Origin of the sequence: Streptomyces sp. NBC_00425 (assembly GCF_036030735.1) — a bacterium.
GTDB lineage: Bacteria > Actinomycetota > Actinomycetes > Streptomycetales > Streptomycetaceae > Streptomyces.
In genome coordinates, this window is the sequence record NZ_CP107928.1 from 7,768,142 (window position 1) to 7,789,697 (window position 21,556).

20 protein-coding genes are annotated in these 21,556 nt (G+C 71.5%); 16 read left to right on the forward strand and 4 right to left on the reverse strand.

Features of this window, described 5'->3' with window-relative positions; all coding sequences use genetic code 11:
• Positions 1–17: 17 nt before the first annotated feature.
• Positions 18–743, reverse strand: a complete 726-nt coding sequence (locus OHS82_RS34220) for a 3'-5' exonuclease (RefSeq protein ID WP_057580376.1) — start codon at positions 741–743, stop codon at positions 18–20.
• A gap of 168 nt (positions 744–911) precedes the next feature.
• On the opposite strand from OHS82_RS34220, the gene OHS82_RS34225 reads away from it, so the two are divergent.
• The 3 genes from OHS82_RS34225 to thrS all read left to right on the forward strand — a co-directional run bounded on the left by OHS82_RS34225 (position 912) and on the right by thrS (position 4,783).
• Positions 912–1,478 carry a DUF4365 domain-containing protein gene (locus OHS82_RS34225; RefSeq protein ID WP_057580375.1) on the forward strand — a complete coding sequence of 189 codons (567 nt, stop codon included), beginning with the start codon at positions 912–914 and terminating at the stop codon, positions 1,476–1,478.
• Positions 1,475–2,689, forward strand: coding sequence for a hypothetical protein (locus OHS82_RS34230; RefSeq protein ID WP_057580374.1), 1,215 nt, complete (start codon positions 1,475–1,477; stop codon positions 2,687–2,689). The genes OHS82_RS34225 and OHS82_RS34230 overlap by 4 nt, the downstream gene beginning before the upstream one ends.
• A 117-nt stretch (positions 2,690–2,806) precedes the next feature.
• The gene (gene thrS / locus OHS82_RS34235; protein WP_057580373.1) at positions 2,807–4,783 is read left to right on the forward strand and encodes a threonine--tRNA ligase; all 1,977 of its coding nucleotides are present in this window, start codon (positions 2,807–2,809) and stop codon (positions 4,781–4,783) included.
• A gap of 28 nt (positions 4,784–4,811) precedes the next feature.
• Here the strand turns inward: thrS and OHS82_RS34240 are convergent, their stop codons facing one another.
• Positions 4,812–5,504, reverse strand: a complete 693-nt coding sequence (locus tag OHS82_RS34240; RefSeq protein ID WP_057580372.1) for a potassium channel family protein — start codon at positions 5,502–5,504, stop codon at positions 4,812–4,814.
• Positions 5,505–5,571: 67 nt separating this feature from the next.
• On the opposite strand from OHS82_RS34240, the gene OHS82_RS34245 reads away from it, so the two are divergent.
• A complete protein-coding gene (locus OHS82_RS34245) occupies positions 5,572–6,132 on the forward strand; it encodes an HIT family protein (protein ID WP_057580371.1) in 561 nt (186 codons plus the stop codon).
• Between the two features lie 130 nt (positions 6,133–6,262).
• On the opposite strand, the gene OHS82_RS34250 is transcribed toward OHS82_RS34245, so the two are convergent.
• Both OHS82_RS34250 and OHS82_RS34255 read right to left on the reverse strand, forming a co-directional pair.
• On the reverse strand, positions 6,263–7,924 hold the full coding sequence (locus tag OHS82_RS34250) for a hypothetical protein (RefSeq protein ID WP_057580370.1): 1,662 nt from the start codon (positions 7,922–7,924) through the stop codon (positions 6,263–6,265).
• A gap of 197 nt (positions 7,925–8,121) precedes the next feature.
• The gene (locus tag OHS82_RS34255; protein ID WP_328435167.1) at positions 8,122–10,317 is read right to left on the reverse strand and encodes an elongation factor G-like protein EF-G2; all 2,196 of its coding nucleotides are present in this window, start codon (positions 10,315–10,317) and stop codon (positions 8,122–8,124) included.
• 224 nt (positions 10,318–10,541) lie between these two features.
• On the opposite strand from OHS82_RS34255, the gene pgsA reads away from it, so the two are divergent.
• From pgsA to secD, 12 genes are all read left to right on the forward strand, one after another.
• Positions 10,542–11,327, forward strand: coding sequence for a phosphatidylinositol phosphate synthase (pgsA, locus tag OHS82_RS34260; protein ID WP_079041353.1), 786 nt, complete (start codon positions 10,542–10,544; stop codon positions 11,325–11,327).
• Positions 11,324–12,256: a phosphatidylinositol mannoside acyltransferase gene (locus OHS82_RS34265; RefSeq protein WP_328435168.1), complete on the forward strand. Its 933-nt coding sequence runs from the start codon at positions 11,324–11,326 to the stop codon at positions 12,254–12,256. Before pgsA ends, OHS82_RS34265 begins: the two co-directional genes overlap by 4 nt.
• Positions 12,253–13,422 carry a glycosyltransferase family 4 protein gene (locus OHS82_RS34270; RefSeq protein WP_328435169.1) on the forward strand — a complete coding sequence of 390 codons (1,170 nt, stop codon included), beginning with the start codon at positions 12,253–12,255 and terminating at the stop codon, positions 13,420–13,422. Before OHS82_RS34265 ends, OHS82_RS34270 begins: the two co-directional genes overlap by 4 nt.
• 42 nt (positions 13,423–13,464) lie before the next feature.
• Positions 13,465–14,007 carry a hypothetical protein gene (locus OHS82_RS34275; protein ID WP_057580366.1) on the forward strand — a complete coding sequence of 181 codons (543 nt, stop codon included), beginning with the start codon at positions 13,465–13,467 and terminating at the stop codon, positions 14,005–14,007.
• A 171-nt stretch (positions 14,008–14,178) separates the two neighbouring features.
• Complete coding sequence (gene pdxS / locus OHS82_RS34280; RefSeq protein WP_057580365.1) at positions 14,179–15,090, forward strand: pyridoxal 5'-phosphate synthase lyase subunit PdxS; 912 nt, start codon at positions 14,179–14,181, stop codon at positions 15,088–15,090.
• 6 nt (positions 15,091–15,096) lie between these two features.
• Positions 15,097–15,708: a pyridoxal 5'-phosphate synthase glutaminase subunit PdxT gene (pdxT, locus tag OHS82_RS34285; RefSeq protein WP_057580364.1), complete on the forward strand. Its 612-nt coding sequence runs from the start codon at positions 15,097–15,099 to the stop codon at positions 15,706–15,708.
• A gap of 74 nt (positions 15,709–15,782) precedes the next feature.
• A complete protein-coding gene (locus OHS82_RS34290) occupies positions 15,783–16,535 on the forward strand; it encodes a YebC/PmpR family DNA-binding transcriptional regulator (RefSeq protein ID WP_028806682.1) in 753 nt (250 codons plus the stop codon).
• 172 nt (positions 16,536–16,707) lie between these two features.
• On the forward strand, positions 16,708–17,277 hold the full coding sequence (ruvC, locus tag OHS82_RS34295; RefSeq protein WP_057580363.1) for a crossover junction endodeoxyribonuclease RuvC: 570 nt from the start codon (positions 16,708–16,710) through the stop codon (positions 17,275–17,277).
• Positions 17,274–17,879 carry a Holliday junction branch migration protein RuvA gene (gene ruvA / locus OHS82_RS34300; protein ID WP_057580362.1) on the forward strand — a complete coding sequence of 202 codons (606 nt, stop codon included), beginning with the start codon at positions 17,274–17,276 and terminating at the stop codon, positions 17,877–17,879. The genes ruvC and ruvA overlap by 4 nt, the downstream gene beginning before the upstream one ends.
• A 10-nt stretch (positions 17,880–17,889) precedes the next feature.
• Positions 17,890–18,963 carry a Holliday junction branch migration DNA helicase RuvB gene (ruvB, locus tag OHS82_RS34305; RefSeq protein ID WP_057580361.1) on the forward strand — a complete coding sequence of 358 codons (1,074 nt, stop codon included), beginning with the start codon at positions 17,890–17,892 and terminating at the stop codon, positions 18,961–18,963.
• 177 nt (positions 18,964–19,140) lie between these two features.
• The gene (gene yajC, locus OHS82_RS34310) at positions 19,141–19,647 is read left to right on the forward strand and encodes a preprotein translocase subunit YajC (protein WP_057580360.1); all 507 of its coding nucleotides are present in this window, start codon (positions 19,141–19,143) and stop codon (positions 19,645–19,647) included.
• Between the two features lie 133 nt (positions 19,648–19,780).
• Positions 19,781–21,553 carry a protein translocase subunit SecD gene (gene secD / locus OHS82_RS34315; RefSeq protein WP_328435170.1) on the forward strand — a complete coding sequence of 591 codons (1,773 nt, stop codon included), beginning with the start codon at positions 19,781–19,783 and terminating at the stop codon, positions 21,551–21,553.
• The last annotated feature ends 3 nt before the right edge of the window (positions 21,554–21,556 follow it).

Below are 21,556 nucleotides of genomic sequence, written 5' to 3' on the forward strand. Positions count from 1 at the left end.
CGCGTCGGGGCAGGCCTCTAGGCCGCCGCCGGCATCTCGGGCCGCAGGGGCCACGACGTGTCCACCGTCTCCGGCGAGCCGCTGCGCGCGAACCACGCCTGGAGCCCCCGTGCCTGAGCGGCGTGCCAGGACGTCTGCAGGGCGTGCAGTTCGGCCGGGGACAGGCGCTCCAGGCGTGCGGCGAAACGGCGCCCCACCGCGCGGACGACCTCCAGGGCGGCCAGCGCGTCGGCCGCCGCGTCGTGCGCCTCCGCCAGTGTCACGTCGTAGTGCGCGCACAGGTCGGTGAGCGTGCGACGCCCCTTGCGGTAGCGGTCCAGCTGCTTGTCCAGGACCCGCGGGTCCAGCACCCGCAGCGGCGTCGCGTCCAGCCAGTGGCCCAGCGACGAGGCCCGGTGCCTGCGCAGCTCCCGGTCGAGCAGCGTCAGGTCGAACGGCGCGTTCATCACCACCAACGGGCGTCCCGCGGCAGCCTGTTCGGTGAGCAGCTGGGCTATCTCGAACATCACCGGCGCCGGCCAGCGGCCGTTGCGCTGCAGATGGTCGTCCGTCAGTCCGTGCACCTCCGTCGCCCCCGCGGGCACCGGCACGCCCGGGTTCACCAGCCATCGGCTGACCCTCGGCCGCGCCGCCGGCGCGTCCTGGACGACGAGGGCGGCCGACACGATCCGGTCGGTCTCCACGTCGACACCCGTCGTCTCCGTGTCAAAAGCGGCCAGAGGGCCCTCGTACCAGTACGTCATACCAATCCAACCCCTCGTTCACCCACGGCAGCTGACGCACCGTCTTCTGCCAGTTTGGTGATACCCGGGCTGTTTGCGCCGTACGCCGGAAGGACACAACACGAGTACGGGTCTTTGCAGTTCAGCGGCCCGTCACGGGGAACGGCTCTGCGGGGAAGGCTGTTGGTCATGGCGATAGCGCAGCCCGAGCGGAGCGGGCTGCTGCCCGAGCGCGCGGGCGTACAACGCGGCACGCTCGCCACCACCGCCTGCATGGAGACACTGCAGGTGGGCTATCTGCACGCCGTCGCGGCCGCCGCGGGATGCTCGCTGTCCCAGCCCTTCCCCGACAACGGCATCGACTGGCACGTCAGCCACAGCGCTCCCGGGCACACCGTCGACGACGAGGTCACCATCAAGGTGCAGCTGAAGGCCACCTACCAGGTGCGGCCCGATCCGCCCGGCCACTCCTTCTCCTTCACCCTCGACAACGACCACCTGCGCAAGCTCGCCCGCACTCCCGTGACCGTGCACAAGATCCTGGTCGTGATGATCGTTCCCCGGGTGCGGGACCAGTGGCTGCTCGCCGGCCACGACCGCCTCGACCTGCGGCACTGCTGCTACTGGGTCAATCTCGCCGGCCACCCGATCACCGGCCGGACCCGCACCACCGTGCGGATACCGACCGCACGCATCTTCGACGACCGGGCGCTGTGCGAGATCATGACGCGAGCCGGGACGGGAGGCAGACCGTGACCCACCGCCCCCTGGACGAGCGCCTGCGGCCGGTGCGGCCGCACCCCGAGGCCCACTGGGACCGGCACCCCGAGACCGCCGAGGTCGACCCGGCCGTCCTCGGCGCCCTGCTGCGGCGGCACGGCTGGCAGCGGCGCGGCGGAGCCGCCGGACGCTACGGCCGCTGGACCCCGCCCGGCCCCGGCGGCGCGGGAACGAGCCTGCTCGTGCCGGAGAGCCGGGCCTTCCCCGACAGCGACGACCTGCTGGGCGAGGCGCTCCTGGCGCTCGCCCGCAGCGGCACGTCCTCCGCCCGCGAGGTGCTTCTCGGGCTCGCCGTGCCCAGCGACGAGATCCGCTGGTGGCGGGACGCGCCGGCCGGACCCGCCGGGGCCGCCTCCTGGGCCGTCGAGGAACAGCTGCGCGGCGCGGCCCGCCAGATGCTGCTGGCCGGCGCCCTCGCCACACGCGCGCGTGCCGGCTACTACGGGGCCCGGCACCGGCGCGCGGCCCTCGCGACCCTGGACGGCGTCCTCGTGGGCTCCGCGGACGGCGGCCGTCGTCTGACGGCCTTCGCACCGGTCGCCGCCGCCCGTCCGCTCGCCGTCCGGCTGCACCAGGCCCTGTACGCCGTGCGCGAGGCCATCGACTACCAGCGGGCGGCCGGTGCCATGGACGCCTTCGACGGCGCCGTGGAGGCGGGGGCCAGCCGCGAGCTGACCGAGGCGCTCATCGCCCTCGTGCGGGGGACCCAGGGTGCTCGGATCGCCGTCGAATGGGCGCCCGCGGCCGGGGTCCCCGAAGACTGCGCCCCCGGCGGCGAGCCGGTCGAGTTCTCGCCCGGCGACCTGCCCGTGCTGCGCGAGGCGGGGGCCCGCTTTCTGCGCGAGGAGCCCTCCGTGCCGGTGCGGATCACCGGCACGGTGGTCCGGATGCGCAGGTCGGGGCCGCGCGGCGAGGGCAGTGTACGGCTGCGGGTGCTGGCCGGCGCCGAGATCCCGCACGTCCGGCTGACCCTCGACGAGGAGGACTACCGCATCGCCGGACAGGCCCACCTGGTGGGGCTGCCGGTGCGGGTGCGCGGCCGGCTGGAGAGCCGGGGCGGGTTCCGCAGGGTCACCGGCGCGTGCGGGGTCGTCCCCGTGCAGGTGGACGAGGAGGAGCGGGACCGCCTGCTGAAGTCCCTCCAGGAGAACGTCGACTTCTTCGAGGAGGCCTGCGGAGGCGACTAGTCACCGGCCGGGACGGCGGGGGCTGATTTCGCGGTCGGCGGGTGCGGGTCGGTACGATCCCCTATTGCGCGCGCCCACGGTACGGCGCCCGCATCCGCCTGCAGTCAGGAGAGACCGGTGTCAGACGTCCGTGTGATCATCCAACGCGATTCCGAGCGGGAAGAGCGCACGGTGACGACGGGCACCACGGCCGCCGACCTCTTCGCCGGCGAGCGCTCGATCGTCGCCGCGCGCGTGGCCGGCGAGCTCAGGGACCTGGCGTACGTGCTGCGGGACGGCGAAGAGGTCGAGGGCGTCGAGATCTCCTCCGAGGACGGTCTGAACATCCTGCGCCACTCCACCGCGCACGTGATGGCCCAGGCCGTGCAGGAGCTCTTCCCGGAGGCCAAGCTGGGCATCGGCCCGCCGGTCAAGGACGGCTTCTACTACGACTTCGACGTCGAGAAGCCGTTCACGCCCGAGGACCTCAAGGCCGTCGAGAAGAAGATGCAGGAGATCCAGAAGCGGGGTCAGCGTTTCTCCCGCCGCGTGGTCACCGACGAAGCGGCCCGCGAGGAGCTCGCCGACGAGCCCTACAAGCTGGAGCTGATCGGCCTCAAGGGCTCGGCCTCCTCCGACGACGGCGCGGACGTCGAGGTCGGCGCCGGCGAGCTGACGATCTACGACAACCTCGACGCGAAGACCGGCGACCTGTGCTGGAAGGACCTCTGCCGCGGTCCCCACCTGCCCACCACCCGCACCATCCCGGCGTTCAAGCTGATGCGCAACGCGGCCGCCTACTGGCGCGGCAGCGAGAAGAACCCCATGCTCCAGCGCATCTACGGCACCGCGTGGCCGACCAGGGAAGAGCTGAAGGCGCACCTCGACTTCCTCGCCGAGGCCGAGAAGCGCGACCACCGCAAGCTGGGCTCCGAGCTCGACCTGTTCTCCATCCCGGAGCAGATCGGCTCCGGCCTGGCGGTCTTCCACCCCAAGGGCGGCGTCGTCCGCCGGGTCATGGAGGACTACTCGCGCCGCCGTCACGAGGAGGAGGGCTACGAGTTCGTCTACACCCCGCACGCGACGAAGGGGAAGCTCTTCGAGCAGTCCGGGCACCTGGACTGGTACGCCGACGGCATGTACCCGCCCATGCAGCTCGACGAGGGCGTGGACTACTACCTCAAGCCCATGAACTGCCCTATGCACAACCTGATCTTCGACGCGCGCGGTCGCTCCTACCGTGAACTGCCGCTGCGCCTCTTCGAGTTCGGGACCGTGTACCGGTACGAGAAGTCGGGCGTCGTGCACGGCCTGACCCGCGCGCGCGGTTTCACCCAGGACGACGCGCACATCTACTGCACCCGCGAGCAGATGGCGGAGGAGCTCGACAAGACGCTCACGTTCGTCCTCGGCCTGCTGCGGGACTACGGCCTGACCGACTTCTACCTGGAGCTGTCGACCAAGGACCCGGAGAAGTTCGTCGGCTCGGACGACGTCTGGGAGGAGGCGACCGAGACGCTCCGCCAGGTCGCCGAGAAGCAGGGCCTGCCCCTGGTCCCGGACCCGGGCGGCGCCGCCTTCTACGGCCCCAAGATCTCCGTCCAGACGAAGGACGCCATCGGCCGCACCTGGCAGATGTCGACCATCCAGCTCGACTTCAACCTGCCGGAGCGCTTCGCGCTCGAGTACACCTCGCCCGACGGCTCCAAGCAGCGCCCGGTCATGATCCACCGGGCCCTGTTCGGGTCGATCGAGCGGTTCTTCGCGGTGCTCCTGGAGCACTACGCGGGCGCGTTCCCGGCGTGGCTGGCCCCGGTGCAGGCGATCGGCATCCCGATCGGCGACACGCACGTCGACTACCTGGAGAGGTTCGCCGCGGCGGCCAGGAAGCAGGGGCTGCGGGTCGACGTCGACTCCTCCTCCGACCGGATGCAGAAGAAGATCCGCAACGCCCAGAAGCAGAAGGTGCCCTTCATGGTCATCGCGGGCGACGAGGACATGGCGGGCGGTTCGGTGTCCTTCCGCTACCGCGACGGCTCCCAGGAGAACGGCATCCCGTTCGACGAGGCCATCGCGAAGATCGCGAAGGTCGTCGAGGAGCGTACGCAGGTCTGATGTCGTGGTGCGCGGGCCCCCGGGGAGTTCACCCCGGGGGCCCGTCGCCGTTGCGGGGTCCCGGCGGGCTCTGGCCGCTCGCCCTGTCGTCCTCCCGGGAGAACACCTGGATCAGCCAGGACGAGAACGACCCGGTGACCGCGCCCAGCAGGGCCAGCCCGCACGCCATCATCCCGACCGCGATCAGCCGTCCCCACGAGGTGACGGGGGTGATGTCGCCGTAGCCCACGGTGGTGAGCGTCTCGCAGGTCCACCAGAGGGCGTCGCCGAAGGTCTTCATGTTCGCGCCCGGCGCTCCGCGTTCCTGGCTGTACACGGCGAGCGCGCCGGCGAGGCCGAGCAGTCCCGTGGACAGCCCGGCATAGGCGATCACGCGTGCGTGCAGCGAGAACCGGGGCTGCCCGTGCCGGCGCTGCACGGCCTCGTAGAGCTTGACGATCCGCAGCGGCCGCAGGAGGGGGAGCACGACGACCAGCCCGTCCAGCCAGTGGGAGCGGACGAAGCGCAGGCGCTGTCCGCTGAGTCTCCAGCGCACCCCGTAGTCCGCGGCGAACATCGCCCACGCCGTCAGCATCACCGCGAAGCAGAGGTCCCGCCAGCCGTCCGCGACGGCCTGGGCGAGGACGTGGACGGCGTACCCGACGAGGAAGGCCAGGGAGGCCAGTGCGAGGGGCACCTCGGTGCGCTGTTCCCAGCGGGCGAGGCGGCGGTCTTCGTCCATCGGCCCAGCTTGGCTCGCACCGCTCGCCCGCGAACCCCGGCGACACGCCGCGAACGGGCGAAGCCATATGCTGCCTTGCATGACGAGTGAGCCCGAGCAGCAGATCGGAGTGGGGACGCAGGACGCGTTCCAGCGCCTGTGGACGCCCCACCGGATGGCCTACATCCAGGGCGAGAACAAGCCGACCGGCCCCGGTGCCGGCGACGGCTGTCCGTTCTGCGCGATCCCGGCGAAGTCCGACGAGGACGGGCTGGTCGTCCGGCGCGGTGAGCACGTGTACGCGGTGCTGAACCTGTACCCGTACAACGGCGGCCACCTGATGACCGTGCCCTACCGTCATGTGGCCGACTACACCGATCTGACCGGTCCGGAGACCGTCGAGCTGGGTGAGCTGACCAAGCAGGCGATGACGGCCCTGCGCCTCGCGTCCGGCGCGCAGGGCTTCAACATCGGCATGAACCAGGGCGCCGTCGCGGGCGCCGGGATCGCGGCCCACCTGCACCAGCACATCGTGCCCCGCTGGGGCGGCGACACGAACTTCATGCCGGTGGTCGGGCACACGCGCGTACTGCCGCAGCTGCTGGCGGACACGAGGAAGATGCTGGCGGAGGCCTGGCCGACGGCCTGACACAGGTGACTGTGTCAGCCCGTCCGGCGTTTGAGGACGAGGCCGCTTCAGGGCCGACAGCGGGGGTCCGGGGGCGCCTCCGGGGGCGCCCAGCCCACCGCCCGCCCGAATCCGGCCGACCGCCGCAGGCCTACGCGTCGTAGCTGTCCGCCTTCCTCGGCGCCACGTCCTGGACCGCACCGCTCAGGATCGACGACCGCGACGTGAACTTGTCGATGTTCACGTCGTGCTCCTTGAGCACCTTGAGCGCGGCCGAGTGCACCACGCGCAGCACCGGCGTGGCCGCCCGCAGGGCGTCGTCCGCCATGAAGCGATGGCGCCAGGGCTGGTCCGCCCAGGCGTGCCGCAGGCCGAAGGGCTCGGGCAGGCCTATCGAGCCGCCGAGCCACTTCAGCAGCGGCGGGTACCAGCTGATCGTGGCGCGTGCGGCCACCCGCACCACCTCGTCGGCGGTGACCAACGGCAGCTTGATCGTCCGGGTCTCCCAGAACCGGACGCTCTTGGCGACCTCCTTGGTCGGGGCCTCGGGCTTGGTGGTGAACAGACCGTTCACCGGGCCCAGTGCGTGCCCGGTGACCTCGATCCGCAGCGTCTCGTGCAGCACCGTCACCGTGATCAGCATCGTGATGATCAACTGGCCGTCCCACAGCGGCCACTGGACGCCCAGGTAGTGCCGGTCGCCGCCGCCGAACTGCTGGTTGTTGCAGATGTCCTCTATGGCCCGCGGCTTGACCTGGTACGCCTCGACGTCGGTGCCCTCCGGCCGCGCCACCGCCTTGGCGTTCTCGCCGACCGGGGTGACGACCCAGTGCCGGACCGTGGGCGGCGGGAAACCGCCGGTCTTCAGGCTCTGCCGGTTGAGCACCGAAAGCTGGTCGTGGATGGCGCGTACGACGGTCCAGCTGCGGAACTCGTGGACGCCCTTGTTCGGGTCGCTCGGCACCAGTTCCTCGGCGAGGTGCCAGGCCCCCCAGCGCGTGCCCATGCCGAGTATGCCCTTGGGGCCCGCGTAGAAGACCGAGTTGGACTGCTGCTCCGCGCTGAGCCGGGCCAGGGACTGGCGCAGCTGCTCCGCCGCCGTCTGGTTCGGGCTGGTCGGCACGGCCTCGGGGACCTTGGCACCGACGCTTCCGCCGGACAGCAGACTGTCCCAGCGTTGCCGGAGGTCGACCGCGGTGCCCTCGCAGATCCGCTTGGCCAGGAACCAGCCGACCACGGGCGCCACGACGCACCCGCGCGCGTACCACCCCACGACGCCGCTGAACGGCATCTTGACCAGGAACAGCACGGCGAGCGCGCCCATGGCGACCAGCAGGCCGGTGCCGAGGCCGGAGACCCGCTTGTCGTCCAGCTTTCCCATGCTCGCCCGAAGCTGGAAGACCAGCAGCCACACCAGCAGGCCGGGCAGGAACAGCAGGCCGCACAGCACCATGACGCCGGTCAGCTTCTGGTCGCGTTCCCGGCGGATGCGGTTGGCGGCGAGGCAGTGCTCGACGACCGCCTGCGGGTCGCTGCCGAACGACTGGATGAGCGGCTTGCGGCCGACGCCCAGCATGCGGTCGATCACCGCCTGCGAGAACGCCTCGCCGAGGTTGGGCCGGAAGATCCGGGCCCAGCTGCGGCCGGCGTTCACCGCCGTCTGGTGCCACTCGTTGTCGGCGCTCTTGATGTCCTCCACCGGGTTGTCCCGGTAGGCCGCCGACGCCAGGCCGAACGTCGGTGTCTGCCCTCCGTCGCCCTGTTGCGGCACCTGCGGCCCGAACATGTCCGCGTAACCGCTGCCAACGGTCATTCCCGCCCCCGATCGCCGCTGCTCTCGCTTCTGCGGCTTTCCCGACTTCCGTGCTCCGCACACCTGTTGATCAGGTCATCAGCGTATCGGCAGGCGCCGACATGCGTCGGCGGACGACCGAAGCCGCCCGCCGAACCGGAAGAAAGTCCTCCGCGTGGTGCCGCACCGGCCACTTGGGACCGGTGCGGCACCAACCGTCAGCCTGCCTCCGCCTGTTGGCGCACCTTCTCGGCGACCTGAGGCGGCATCGGCTCGTGCCGGGCGTACGCGCGGTGGAAGCGGGCCGTGCCGTGTGAGAGGGAGCGCAGATCGATCGCGTACCGGCCGATCTCGATCTCCGGCACCTCGGCCCGCACGAGCGTGCGGCTTCCGCTGGTCTGCTCGGTGCCCAGCACGCGTCCGCGCCGCCCCGACAGATCGCTCATCACGGTGCCCACGTACTCGTCGCCCACCAGCACGGACACCTCGGCCACCGGCTCCAGCAGATGGATCCTCGCGTCGGCCGCCGCCTCCCGCAGCGCCAGCGCGCCGGCCGTCTGGAACGCGGCGTCGGAGGAGTCCACCGAGTGCGCCTTGCCGTCCAGCAGCGTGATCCGCACGTCCACCAGCGGATGTCCGGCCGCCACCCCCTTGGCCGCCTGCGCCCGGACGCCCTTCTCGACGGAGGGGATGAACTGCCTCGGCACGGAACCGCCGACGACCCGGTCCACGAACTCGATGCCCGAGCCGCCCGGCAGCGGCTCCACCGCGATCTCGCAGACGGCGTACTGGCCGTGCCCGCCGGACTGTTTCACATGCCGTCCGCGCCCGGCGGACTTCGCCGCGAACGTCTCCCTGAGGGAGACCCGGTGCGCGACGACGTCGACCTGGACGCCGTAACGGGAGCGCAGCCGCTCCAGCGCGACGTCCGAGTGCGCCTCGCCCAGACACCACAGCACCACCTGGTGGGTGTGCTGGTTGTGCTCCAGGCGCATCGTGGGGTCCTCGGCGACCAGTCGGCCCAGGCCCTGCGACAGCTTGTCCTCGTCGGCCTTGCTGTGGGCCCGGATGGCCAGCGGGAGCAGCGGGTCCGGCATCTGCCAGGGCTCCATGAGGAGCGGGTCGTCCTTCGCGGAGAGGGTGTCGCCGGTTTCCGCGCGGCCGAGTTTCGCCACGCACGCGAGGTCGCCGGCGATGCAGTGGGTCAGGGTCCGCTGCTGTTTGCCGAACGGCGCGGACAGGGCGCCGATGCGCTCGTCGACGTCGTGGTCCTCGTGACCGCGGTCGGCGAGGCCGTGCCCGGAGACGTGGACGGTCTCGTCGGGGTGCAGGGTCCCGGAGAACACGCGGACCAGCGAGACCCGGCCGACGTAGGGGTCGGAGGAGGTCTTCACGACCTCGGCGACCAGCGGACCGTCCGGATCGCACGGCTTCAGCTCCCGTGGCCGGCCGTCGACCGTCGTCACGCGCGGCGCCTCGCGTTCCAGAGGGGTGGGGAAGCCCCTGGTGACCAGTTCCAGGAGCTCGACCGTGCCGAGGCCCTGCCGGGCGCCCTCGGCTGCGGGGGCGGCCGCCAGGACGGGGAAGAAGGCGCCGCGCGCGACGGCCCGCTCCAGGTCGTCGATCAGTGTCTTGACGTCGATCTGCTCGCCGCCGAGATACCGGTCCATGAGGGTCTCGTCCTCGCTCTCGGCGATGATCCCCTCGATCAGCCGGTTGCGGGCCTCCTCGATGGCCGGCAGCCGCTCCTCGTCCGGCTGGGACTCCCTGCGCTCGCCGGAGGAGTAGTCGAACAGCGTCCGGGACAGCAGACCGGTCAGCCCGGTCACCGGCGCGTGCCCGTCGGGCCCCTCGGGCCCGCGCAGCGGCAGGTACAGCGGCAGGACCGCGTCCGGGTCGTCCGCGCCGAAGGCCTCCGCGCAGATCCGCGTCATCTCCTCGAAGTCCGCGCGGGCCGCCTCCAGGTGCGTGACGACGATCGCGCGGGGCATGCCGACGGCCGCGCACTCCTCCCAGACCATGCGGGTCGACCCGTCCACGCCGTCCGCCGCCGAGACGACGAAGAGGGCCGCGTCCGCGGCGCGCAGACCGGCCCTGAGCTCCCCGACGAAGTCGGCGTATCCGGGGGTGTCGAGGAGATTGACCTTGATGCCGTCGAACGTGACGGGCACCAGCGAGAGCTGCACCGAGCGCTGCTGCCGGTGCTCGATCTCGTCGTAGTCGGAGACGGTGCCGCCGTCCTCCACGCGGCCCGCCCGGTTCACCGCTCCCGCGGTCAGCGCGAGAGCTTCCACCAACGTCGTCTTGCCCGATCCGCAGTGGCCGACCAGCACCACATTCCGTACGGACGCGGGTTGGTCGGCCGCCGTAGCCCTGCCGGCGGCTCCGGGGTGTGCATTCGCCTTGTCGCCCATTTTCCTTGCCTCCCGTGCACGGTGAGGTCACTGGGGGCGCGGGCACCACGGCCCCGCGTGCGATGGCGGCTCCGGCGACGCCCGCGGTCCTTCGAGCTTTCCACTCCCGTCACGGCGCGTCCATACGACGGACGTGACCCGGCCGTGCCCCGGACGCCGTACGGCCGTGACACGGGGGCGGGGGCCGGGTGCCCGCCCGTCGCACGCACACGCGCGTGACTACGATGGGCCAGCCGACGGCCAGCAGGGGCCGCACGGCCACACCGACCCTCGGGAAGGCCATGCTGAACAAGTACGCGCGTGCATTCTTCACGCGTGTCCTCACACCGTTCGCCGCGTTTCTCATCCGCCGGGGCGTGAGCCCCGACACGGTCACGCTCCTCGGCACCGCCGGCGTGATCGCGGGCGCGCTGGTCTTCTACCCCCGGGGCGAGTTCTTCTGGGGCACGATCGTGATCACGCTCTTCGTGTTCTCCGACCTCGTCGACGGCAACATGGCCCGTCAGCTCGGCCGCAGCAGCCGCTGGGGGGCCTTCCTGGACTCCACGCTCGACCGGGTCGCCGACGGCGCGATCTTCGGCGGCTTCGCGCTCTGGTACGCGGGCCACGGCGCCGACAACGCCCTGTGCGCCGTCTCGATCTTCTGTCTGGCCAGCGGTCAGGTGGTGTCGTACACGAAGGCCCGCGGCGAGTCGATCGGCCTGCCGGTCGCCGTCAACGGGCTGGTGGAGCGTGCCGAGCGCCTGGTGATCTCGCTGGTCGCGGCGGGACTCGCGGGTCTGCACGCGTTCGGCGTGCCCGGCATCCAGGTGCTGCTGCCGATCGCGCTGTGGATCGTCGCCGTCGGCAGCCTCGTCACGCTGATCCAGCGCGTCGTCACGGTCCGCCGGGAGTCCGCCGAGGCGGAGCAGGCGGCCGCGGCCGACGCCGCAGCCGACGCCACGGACGTCGCGGAGCGGGCGGACGAGGCGCAGGGCAGCGAGGCCCGGGGGAGCGAGGCCGCGAAGTGAGCGCCCGGGAGCGTCTGACGGACGCGCTGTACGGCCTGGGCTGGAGCGCAGTCAGGAAGCTCCCCGAGCCCGTCGCCGTAGGCCTCGGCCGCACCGTCGCCGACCTCGCGTGGAAGCGGCGCGGGAAGGGCGTGCTGCGGCTGGAGAGCAACTACGCGCGCGTGGTCCCGGACGCGAGCCCGGAGCGCCTGGCCGAGCTCTCACGCGCGGGGATGCGCTCCTACCTGCGGTACTGGATGGAGTCCTTCCGGCTGCCGGCCTGGAGCGCCGAGCGCGTCGCGGACGGCTTCGACCCCGAGGACCTGCACCATCTGACGGACGGCATCGCCTCGGACCGGGGCGTCATCCTCGCGCTGCCCCACATGGGCAACTGGGACCTGGCCGGCGCCTGGGTCACCACGAAGCTGCGCACGCCGTTCACCACCGTCGCCGAACGCCTCGAGCCCGAGACGCTGTACGACCGGTTCGTCGCCTACCGCGAGGGACTCGGCATGGAGGTGCTGCCGCACACCGGCGGCTCCGCCTTCGGCACCCTGGCCCGGCGGCTGCGCGACGGCGGGCTGGTCTGCCTGGTCGCCGAGCGCGACCTGTCCGCCTCCGGCGTCGAGGTCGACTTCTTCGGGGACACCGCCCGGATGCCCGCCGGACCCGCCCTGCTCGCCCAGCAGACCGGCGCGCTGCTGCTGCCCGTCACGCTCTGGTACGACGACTCGCCCGTCATGCAGGGCAGGGTTCATCCGCCGATCGAGGTGCCCGGGACAGGCACCCGGGCCGACAAGACGTCTGTCATGACACAGGCGCTGGCGGACGCCTTCGCCACCGGCATCGCCGACCACCCGGAGGACTGGCACATGCTGCAGAGACTGTGGCTCGCGGACCTGGAACCCCGCCCGTCGCGACCCGGCCCGTCGGACGGGGCGCCCGCGTGAGAATCGGCATCGTGTGCCCGTACTCCTGGGACGTCCCGGGCGGTGTGCAGTTCCACATCCGCGACCTCGCCGAGTACTTCGTCCGGCTCGGCCACGAGGTGTCCGTCCTCGCCCCGGCCGACGACGACACCCCGCTGCCGCCGTACGTCGTCTCGGCCGGCCGTGCGGTCCCCGTGCCGTACAACGGCTCCGTCGCCCGGCTCAACTTCGGGTTCCTGTCCGCCGCGCGCGTACGACGCTGGCTGCACGACGGCGCGTTCGACGTCGTCCACATCCACGAACCGACCTCCCCCTCGCTCGGCCTGCTGACCTGCTGGGCGGCCTCGGGGCCGATCGTGGCGACCTTCCACACGTCCAATCCGCGCTCGCGGGCCATGATCGCCGCGTACTCCATCCTCCAGGCCGCCCTGGAGAAGATCAGCGCGCGGATCGCCGTCAGCGAGTACGCCCGGCGGACGCTGGTGGAGCACCTCGGCGGCGACGCGGTCGTCATCCCGAACGGCGTCGACGTCGACTTCTTCGCCAAGGCCGAGCCCAACCCCGAGTGGCAGGGCGCCACCCTCGGCTTCGTCGGACGCATCGACGAGCCGCGCAAGGGCCTGCCCGTGCTGATGCGGGCCCTGCCGAAGATCTTCGCCGAGCGCCCGGACGCACGGCTGCTGGTCGCCGGCCGCGGCGACGAGAAGGAGGCGGTGGAGAGCCTGCCGCAGGAGCTGCACGCGCGCGTGGAGTTCCTCGGCATGGTCAGCGACGAGGACAAGGCGCGCTTCCTGCGCAGCGTCGACCTCTACATCGCGCCCAACACCGGCGGCGAGAGTTTCGGCATCATCCTCGTCGAGGCCATGTCGGCGGGAGCTCCCGTGCTCGCCTCCGACCTAGACGCCTTCGCCCAGGTCCTCGACCAGGGAGCGGCGGGCGAGCTGTTCGCCAACGAGGACGCGGACGCGCTGGCCGCCGCGGCGGTGCGGCTCCTGGGCGACCCGGAACGCAGAGCACAGCTGAGCGAGCGGGGCAGCGCGCATGTGCGGCGCTTCGACTGGTCGACCGTCGGCGCGGACATCCTGTCGGTCTACGAGACGGTGACGGCGGGAGCGGCGGCGGTCGCCGCCGACGACGAACGGGGATCGACGGGCCTGCGGGCCCGGCTCGGCCTGGCCCGGGACTGACCCGCCGCACCGCCGAGGAGGTCACGGGTAGCCTTGCCGCCCGTGACCGCAACCCTGATCTGGATCCTGGTCGTCCTCGTCGCGATCGGCCTCTACCTGAGCTGGACGGCGGGACGGCTCGACCGGCTGCACGCCCGCATCGACGCAGCCCGCGCCGCGCTCGACGCGCAGCTGCTGCGCCGTGCGTCGGTGGCCCAGGAACTGGCCACCTCCAAGGTTCTCGACCCCGCCGCCTCGATCGTCCTGTACGAGGCCGCGCACGCCGCCAGGCAGGCCGAGGAGGAGCAGCGCGAGGTCGCCGAGAGCGAGCTCAGCCAGGCCCTGCGGGCCGTCTTCGCGGACGTCCAGCAGCTCGAGGCCGTGCGCGAGGCGCCCGGCGGGGAGGAGGCGGCCCGCGAGCTCACCGAGGCCGTCCGCCGGGTCCCGATGGCCCGGCGGTTCCACAACGACGCGGTGGGCGCCGTCCGCAGACTGCGCGAGCACCGCAAGGTCCGCTGGTTCCGCCTGGCCGGCCACGCGCCCTTCCCGATGGCCTTCGAGATGGACGACGAACCCCCGTCCGCCCTGGCCGACCGGGCCGCCTGACCGGGGACCGGCCGAGCCCTCCCGGGCGGCGCGTCGGTGCGCGTCGGGGGGCCTCGGCGGTCCCGTCCGGGAAAAGGATCCACCGGCTGTCCATTGGCCCTTGCTGTGGACTGGTCCATTCGCGTTTCCTCAGTGCCGAAGAATCCTCTTTTCGACTAGTGAGGTCACCCCGTGTCCAGCACGATCTCCGAAAACCAGACCCCCGAGACCGGCACCGCGCGCGTGAAGCGCGGCATGGCCGAGCAGCTCAAGGGCGGCGTGATCATGGACGTCGTCACGCCGGAGCAGGCGAAGATCGCCGAGGACGCGGGCGCCGTCGCCGTCATGGCGCTGGAGCGGGTCCCGGCCGACATCCGCAAGGACGGCGGCGTCGCCCGGATGTCCGACCCCGACATGATCGAGGGCATCATCGAGGCCGTGTCCATCCCGGTCATGGCCAAGTCCCGGATCGGCCACTTCGTCGAGGCCCAGGTCCTGCAGTCGCTCGGCGTCGACTACATCGACGAGTCCGAGGTCCTCACCCCGGCCGACGAGGTCAACCACAGCGACAAGTTCGCGTTCACGACCCCGTTCGTCTGCGGCGCGACCAACCTGGGCGAGGCCCTGCGCCGCATCGCCGAGGGCGCCGCGATGATCCGCTCCAAGGGCGAGGCCGGCACCGGCAACGTCGTCGAGGCCGTGCGTCACCTGCGCCAGATCAAGAACGAGATCGCCCGTCTGCGCGGCTACGACAACAACGAGCTGTACGCCGCCGCCAAGGACCTGCGCGCCCCCTACGAGCTGGTCAAGGAGGTCGCCGAGCTCGGCAAGCTCCCGGTCGTGCTGTTCTCCGCGGGCGGCGTCGCGACTCCGGCCGACGCCGCGCTGATGCGCCAGCTCGGCGCCGAGGGCGTCTTCGTCGGCTCCGGCATCTTCAAGTCCGGCGACCCGGCCAAGCGTGCCGCCGCCATCGTGAAGGCCACCACCTTCTACGACGACCCGAAGATCATCGCGGACGCGTCCCGCAACCTGGGCGAGGCCATGGTCGGCATCAACTGCGACACCCTCCCCGAGGCCGAGCGCTACGCCAACCGCGGCTGGTAACACCTCATGACCGACACAGCCCCTGTCATAGGCGTCCTGGCCCTCCAGGGCGACGTACGGGAGCACCTCGTCGCCCTGGCCGCGGCCGACGCCGTGGCCAGGCCGGTGCGGCGCCCCGAGGAACTCGCCGAGGTCGACGGCCTCGTCATACCGGGCGGCGAGTCCACGACCATCTCCAAGCTGGCCGTCCTGTTCGGCGTGATGGAGCCCCTTCGCGCGCGCGTGCGGTCCGGCATGCCCGTCTACGGCACCTGCGCGGGCATGATCATGCTCGCCGACAAGATCCTCGACCCGCGCTCGGGCCAGGAGACCGTCGGCGGCATCGACATGATCGTGCGCCGCAACGCCTTCGGACGTCAGAACGAGTCATTCGAGGCCACGGTGGACGTCGTGGGCGTGGCCGGCCCTCCCGTGGAGGGGGTCTTCATCCGTGCCCCCTGGGTCGAGTCCGTGGGCGCCCGCGTCGAGGTGCTCGCCGAGCACGGCGGGCACATCGTCGCGGTCCGCCAGGGCAACGCGCTCGCCACCTCGTTCCACCCGGAACTGACCGGCGACCACCGTGTGCACGCCCTGTTCGTCGACATGGTGCGCGCGAACCGGGTGGCGGCGTCCTTGTAGGATCTGGGGGTCCCCTCAGGCTCCGCAGGCCCGGGGAGTTCGTCCAGGTTGGGTTACGCGAAGGAGACAGGCAGATGTCCGGCCACTCTAAATGGGCTACGACGAAGCACAAGAAGGCCGTGATCGACGCCAAGCGCGGCAAGCTCTTCGCGAAGATGATCAAGAACATCGAGGTCGCGGCCCGTACCGGTGGCGCGGACGTGTCCGGCAACCCGACGCTGTTCGACGCCATCCAGAAGGCCAAGAAGAGCTCGGTCCCGAACAAGAACATCGACTCCGCGGTGAAGCGCGGCGCCGGTCTCGAGGCCGGCGGCGCCGACTACGAGACGATCATGTACGAGGGCTATGGCCCGAACGGCGTCGCGGTCCTCATCGAGTGCCTCACCGACAACCGCAACCGCGCCGCCTCCGACGTCCGCGTCGCCATGACCCGCAACGGCGGCTCCATGGCCGACCCGGGCTCGGTGTCGTACCTGTTCAACCGTAAGGGCGTCGTCATCGTCCCCAAGGGCGAGCTGGCCGAGGACGACGTCCTCGGCGCCGTGCTCGACGCGGGCGCCGAGGAGGTCAACGACCTCGGTGAGACCTTCGAGGTCCTCTCCGAGGCCACCGACCTGGTCGCGGTGCGCACCGCGCTCCAGGAGGCCGGCATCGACTACGACTCCGCCGAGGCCAACTTCGTCCCGACCATGCAGGTCGAGCTCGACGAGGACGGCGCGCGGAAGATCTTCAAGCTGATCGACGCGCTCGAGGACAGCGACGACGTGCAGAACGTCTTCGCCAACTTCGACGTCAGCGACGAGGTCATGGAGAAGGTCGACGCCTGAGCCGACGCTCCGACTGCGTCTTCGAACGGGCCGACGGGACACCCCCGTCGGCCCGTCGCGTTGCGGGGGCGCGTGCCGGGGCGTGTGCCGGCGGCCGTTGTCGGTGGCACCCGATAGCCTGCACGAACCGGGGGCGCCCCGGCCGGGCCGGGAGAGCGAAGGGAGGGCGGGCGTGCGGGTACTAGGGGTGGACCCCGGACTGACACGGTGCGGTGTCGGCGTCGTCGAGGGGGTCGCGGGCCGGCCCCTCACCATGCTCGGCGTCGGAGTCGTACGGACGCCCGCCGACGCCGAGTTGGGGCAACGCCTCGTCGCCGTCGAGCAGGGCATCGAAGCGTGGCTGGACGAACACCGGCCCGAATGCGTCGCCGTGGAACGGGTGTTCAGCCAGCACAACGTGCGCACGGTGATGGGCACCGCCCAGGCCAGCGCCGTCGCGATGCTGTGCGCGGCACGCCGCGGCATCCCCGTCGCCCTGCACACCCCCAGCGAGGTCAAGGCCGCCGTCACCGGCAGCGGCCGTGCGGACAAGGCCCAGGTCGGGGCGATGGTCACCCGTCTGCTGCGACTCGACGCACCCCCGAAGCCGGCCGACGCCGCCGACGCCCTCGCCCTCGCCATCTGCCACATCTGGCGCGCCCCCGCGCAGAACCGGCTCCAGCAGGCGGTCGCCCGGCACACCGGCAGGACGCCCACGCACCCCAAGACCGCAACGATCACATCGAAAGGCCGTACGGCATGATCGCCTTCGTCAGCGGCACCGTCGCCGCACTCGCCCCGGACACAGCGGTGGTCGAGGTGGGCGGTGTGGGCATGGCCGTCCAGTGCTCGCCGAACACGCTGTCCACGCTCCGGCTCGGAAAGCCGGCCAAGCTCGCCACCTCCCTCGTCGTACGGGAGGACTCCCTGACCCTGTACGGCTTCGTGGACGACGACGAACGCCAGGTCTTCGAGCTGCTGCAGACCGCCAGCGGAGTCGGCCCCCGGCTCGCCCAGGCCATGCTGGCGGTCCACGCCCCGGACGCCCTGCGCCGCGCGGTGGCCACCGGAGACGAGAAGGCGCTGATCGCCGTCCCCGGCATCGGCAAGAGGGGCGCGCAGAAGCTGCTGCTGGAGCTCAAGGACCGGCTCGGCGAGCCGATCGGCGCTCCCGCGGTCGGCGCACCGGTCACCAGCGGCTGGCGCGACCAGCTGCACGCCGCCCTGATCGGCCTCGGCTACGCCACCCGCGAGGCCGACGAGGCGGTCGCCGCCGTGACCCCGCAGGCCGAGGCCGCCGACGGCGCGCCCCAGGTGGGCCGGCTGCTGAAGGCCGCCCTGCAGACCCTGAACCGCGCCCGCTAGGAGAACGTCAGTGAACTGGGACGACACGACCGAGGAGACCACCGCCGAGGAGCGGCTGGTGGGCTCGGTCGCCGACCGGGAGGACCAGGCCGTCGAGGCCGCCCTGCGTCCCAAGGACCTCGGTGAGTTCATCGGTCAGGAGAAGGTGCGCGAGCAGCTCGACCTCGTCCTGCGCGCCGCCCGCGCGCGTGGCGCGACCGCCGACCACGTGCTGCTCTCCGGAGCCCCCGGTCTCGGCAAGACCACCCTCTCGATGATCATCGCCGCGGAGATGGGCGCCCCGATCCGCATCACCTCCGGCCCCGCCATCCAGCACGCCGGCGATCTCGCCGCGATCCTCTCCTCGCTCCAGGAGGGCGAGGTCCTCTTCCTCGACGAGATCCACCGCATGTCCCGGCCCGCCGAGGAGATGCTGTACATGGCGATGGAGGACTTCCGCGTCGACGTCATCGTCGGCAAGGGCCCCGGCGCCACGGCCATCCCCCTCGAACTGCCTCCCTTCACCCTCGTCGGCGCCACCACGCGCGCGGGCCTGCTGCCGCCCCCACTGCGCGACCGCTTCGGATTCACCGCGCACATGGAGTTCTACGAGCCCGCCGAGCTGCGCCGCGTCATCCACCGCTCGGCCGACCTCCTCGACGTCGAGATCGACGCGGAGGGGGCGGCCGAGATCGCCGGCCGCTCCCGCGGCACGCCCCGTATCGCCAACCGTCTGCTGCGCCGCGTCCGCGACTACGCGCAGGTCAAGGCCGACGGGAGCGTCACCCGCGAGATCGCCGCGGCGGCTCTGAAGGTCTACGAGGTGGACGAGCGGGGGCTGGACCGCCTGGACCGGGGGGTCCTGGAAGCCCTGCTGAAACTGTTCGGCGGCGGCCCGGTCGGTCTGTCCACGCTCGCCGTCGCCGTGGGGGAGGAGCGTGAGACCGTGGAGGAGGTGGCCGAACCCTTCCTCGTCCGGGAGGGGCTGCTCGCCCGCACACCGCGCGGCCGGGTGGCGACCCCGGCCGCCTGGACGCACCTCGGCCTCACCCCGCCCAGGGCCCCCGGTCAGGGAAGCGGGCAACAGGACCTGTTCGGGACGTGACGCCGGGGGCTTCGGCGAGGACATTGGCCGGGTCAGGAACCCAGGTGCCATGCTGAGCGTTGTTCCATGCGCGCGGACTCGCTTAGACTCCGCCGATGCCGCCCCAGTCGGCAGCACACAACCCCCATCCATGAGGCCGCTCAACCGCCGCGGTCGTTTGAAGGAAGTTTCCGACCCGTGAGTCCTTTGACCCTCCTCCCGTTCATCGTGCTCATCGGGGCCATGTTCCTGATGACCCGGTCGGCCAAGAAGAAGCAGCAGCAAGCGGCCGCCATGCGTAACGAACTGCAGCCCGGAAGTGGTGTCCGCACCATCGGGGGCATGTACGCGACGGTCAAGGAGGTCAACGACGACACGCTTCTCCTCGATGCGGGACCGGGCGTGGAACTCCTCTTCGCGAAGAACGCGATCGGCGCCGTCCTGACCGACGACGAGTACAACCGCATCGTGCACGGCATCGAGCACGACCTGAAGTCCGACTCCGACGTCGTCCCGGACGACGCCTCCTCCCTCGCCGAGACCGACGACTCCGTCGACGAAGCTGCCGCCTCCGACGACAAGGTTGTCGACCTCGGCAAGAAGGACGAGACCGACGAGGTCCGGGAGAAGGCCGCCGAGGCCGAGCAGGCCGAGGCCGGCGAGGAGCCGAAGAAGACCGAGGGCGACTCCGACGCGAAGAAGTAGCCACGACCCCGGCGCTCAGGGTGCACACCTGTCGGCGCCGGGGCGCGGGCATCTCGCCAGGGGATCCCACACCATGTCATGGCCGCCGCCGCGCTGACCCGGCGCAAGGCGGCCCGAGAGGGAGTACGAGAAGGTGGCAGCACCCAAGAAGGGCCGGAGTGCGAGTGCCCAGAGCAAGCCAGGGCGCACGCTGGCCCTGATCCTGATCGCCATCGTGGGGCTCACCGGAGGCATGTTCGCCTCCGGTCACACCACCCCGCGTCTCGGCATCGACCTCGCCGGCGGTACCAGCATCATGCTGGAGGCGAAGGCCGACCAGGGATCCGCGATCAACAAGGCCAACATGGACACCGCGGTCGACATCATGAACCGCCGTGTCAACGGGCTGGGCGTCTCCGAGGCGGAGGTGCAGACCCAGGGCGACCGCAACATCATCGTGAACATCCCCAAGGGCACCAACTCCGCGGAAGCGCGCAAGCAGGTCGGCACCACCGCCAAGCTGTACTTCCGTCCGGTCCTGGCCCAGGAGGCCACCGGTTCCGCGGCCCCCTCGCCGAGCGCGTCCCCGAGCGGCTCGTCGAGCGCGTCTCCCAGCCCCTCGGCGAGCGCCTCCGCCAAGGGTGAGAAGGCGACCTCCTCGTCGTCCCCCTCGGCCTCCGCCACCGCGCAGGGCCGCGCCGTCACCGATGCGCTCAAGGCCGACGCCACCCCGTCGGCTGCGGCCGGCGCCAAGGCGAAGGCGTCCCCCAGCCCGTCGGCCTCCGGTGGCGGCACCGCCTCCCCCGAGGTCACCGCACTCCAGGCCAAGTACGCGGCCCTGGACTGCACGAACAAGAAGACCCGCGCCGCAGCCAGCGCCGGCGTCAAGCCCGGGGACACGACCGTCGCCTGCGGTCAGGTCGACAACGTCTGGTACAAGTACCTGCTCGGCCCGGCCGCGGTCGACGGCACCGACGTCAAGAAGGCCGCAGCTGTCTTCGACACGCAGGGCGCCGCCGGCTGGCAGGTCAACATGACCTTCACCAAGTCGGGCGGCAAGAAGTTCGCCGACATCACGGGCAAGCTCGCGCAGAACCAGCAGCCGCAGAACGAGTTCGGCATCGTGCTCGACGGCGAGGTCGTCTCCAGCCCGTTCGTGCAGAGCGCGATCACCGGCGGCCAGGCCCAGATCTCCGGCAGCTTCAAGCAGGAGGAGGCCCAGGGCCTCGCCAACATGCTGTCGTACGGCGCGCTCCCGCTCACCTTCAAGGAGATGAGCACAAACACTGTGACGGCTGCCCTCGGCACCGACCAGCTGCACGCCGGTCTGCTCGCGGGCGCCATCGGCCTCGCCCTGGTCGTCATCTACCTGGTGGCGTACTACCGCGGTCTGGCGCTGGTCGCGCTCGCCTCGCTGCTGGTCTCGGCGGCCCTCACCTACGTGCTCATGGCACTGCTCGGCCCGGCCATCGGCTTCGCGCTGAACCTGCCGGCCGTCTGCGGAGCCATCGTCGCCATCGGCATCACAGCGGACTCGTTCATCGTGTACTTCGAACGGGTCCGGGACGAGATCCGCGAGGGCCGCACCCTGCGACCCGCCGTCGAACGGGCCTGGCCGCGGGCCCGGCGCACCATTCTGGTCTCCGACTTCGTGTCGTTCCTCGCCGCCGCCGTGCTGTTCATCGTCACGGTCGGCAAGGTCCAGGGCTTCGCGTTCACCCTCGGCCTGACCACCGTCCTCGACGTGGTCGTGGTCTTCTTCTTCACCAAGCCGCTGATGACGCTCATCGCTCGGCGGAAGTTCTTCGCGAACGGCCACAAGTGGTCCGGCCTCGACCCGAAGAGCCTGGGTGCCCAGCCCCCGCTGCGCCGCACCCGCCGTCCCGGCGGTCCTGTCGCCGGTCCCGTCGAGACGAAGGAGGCCTGAGCG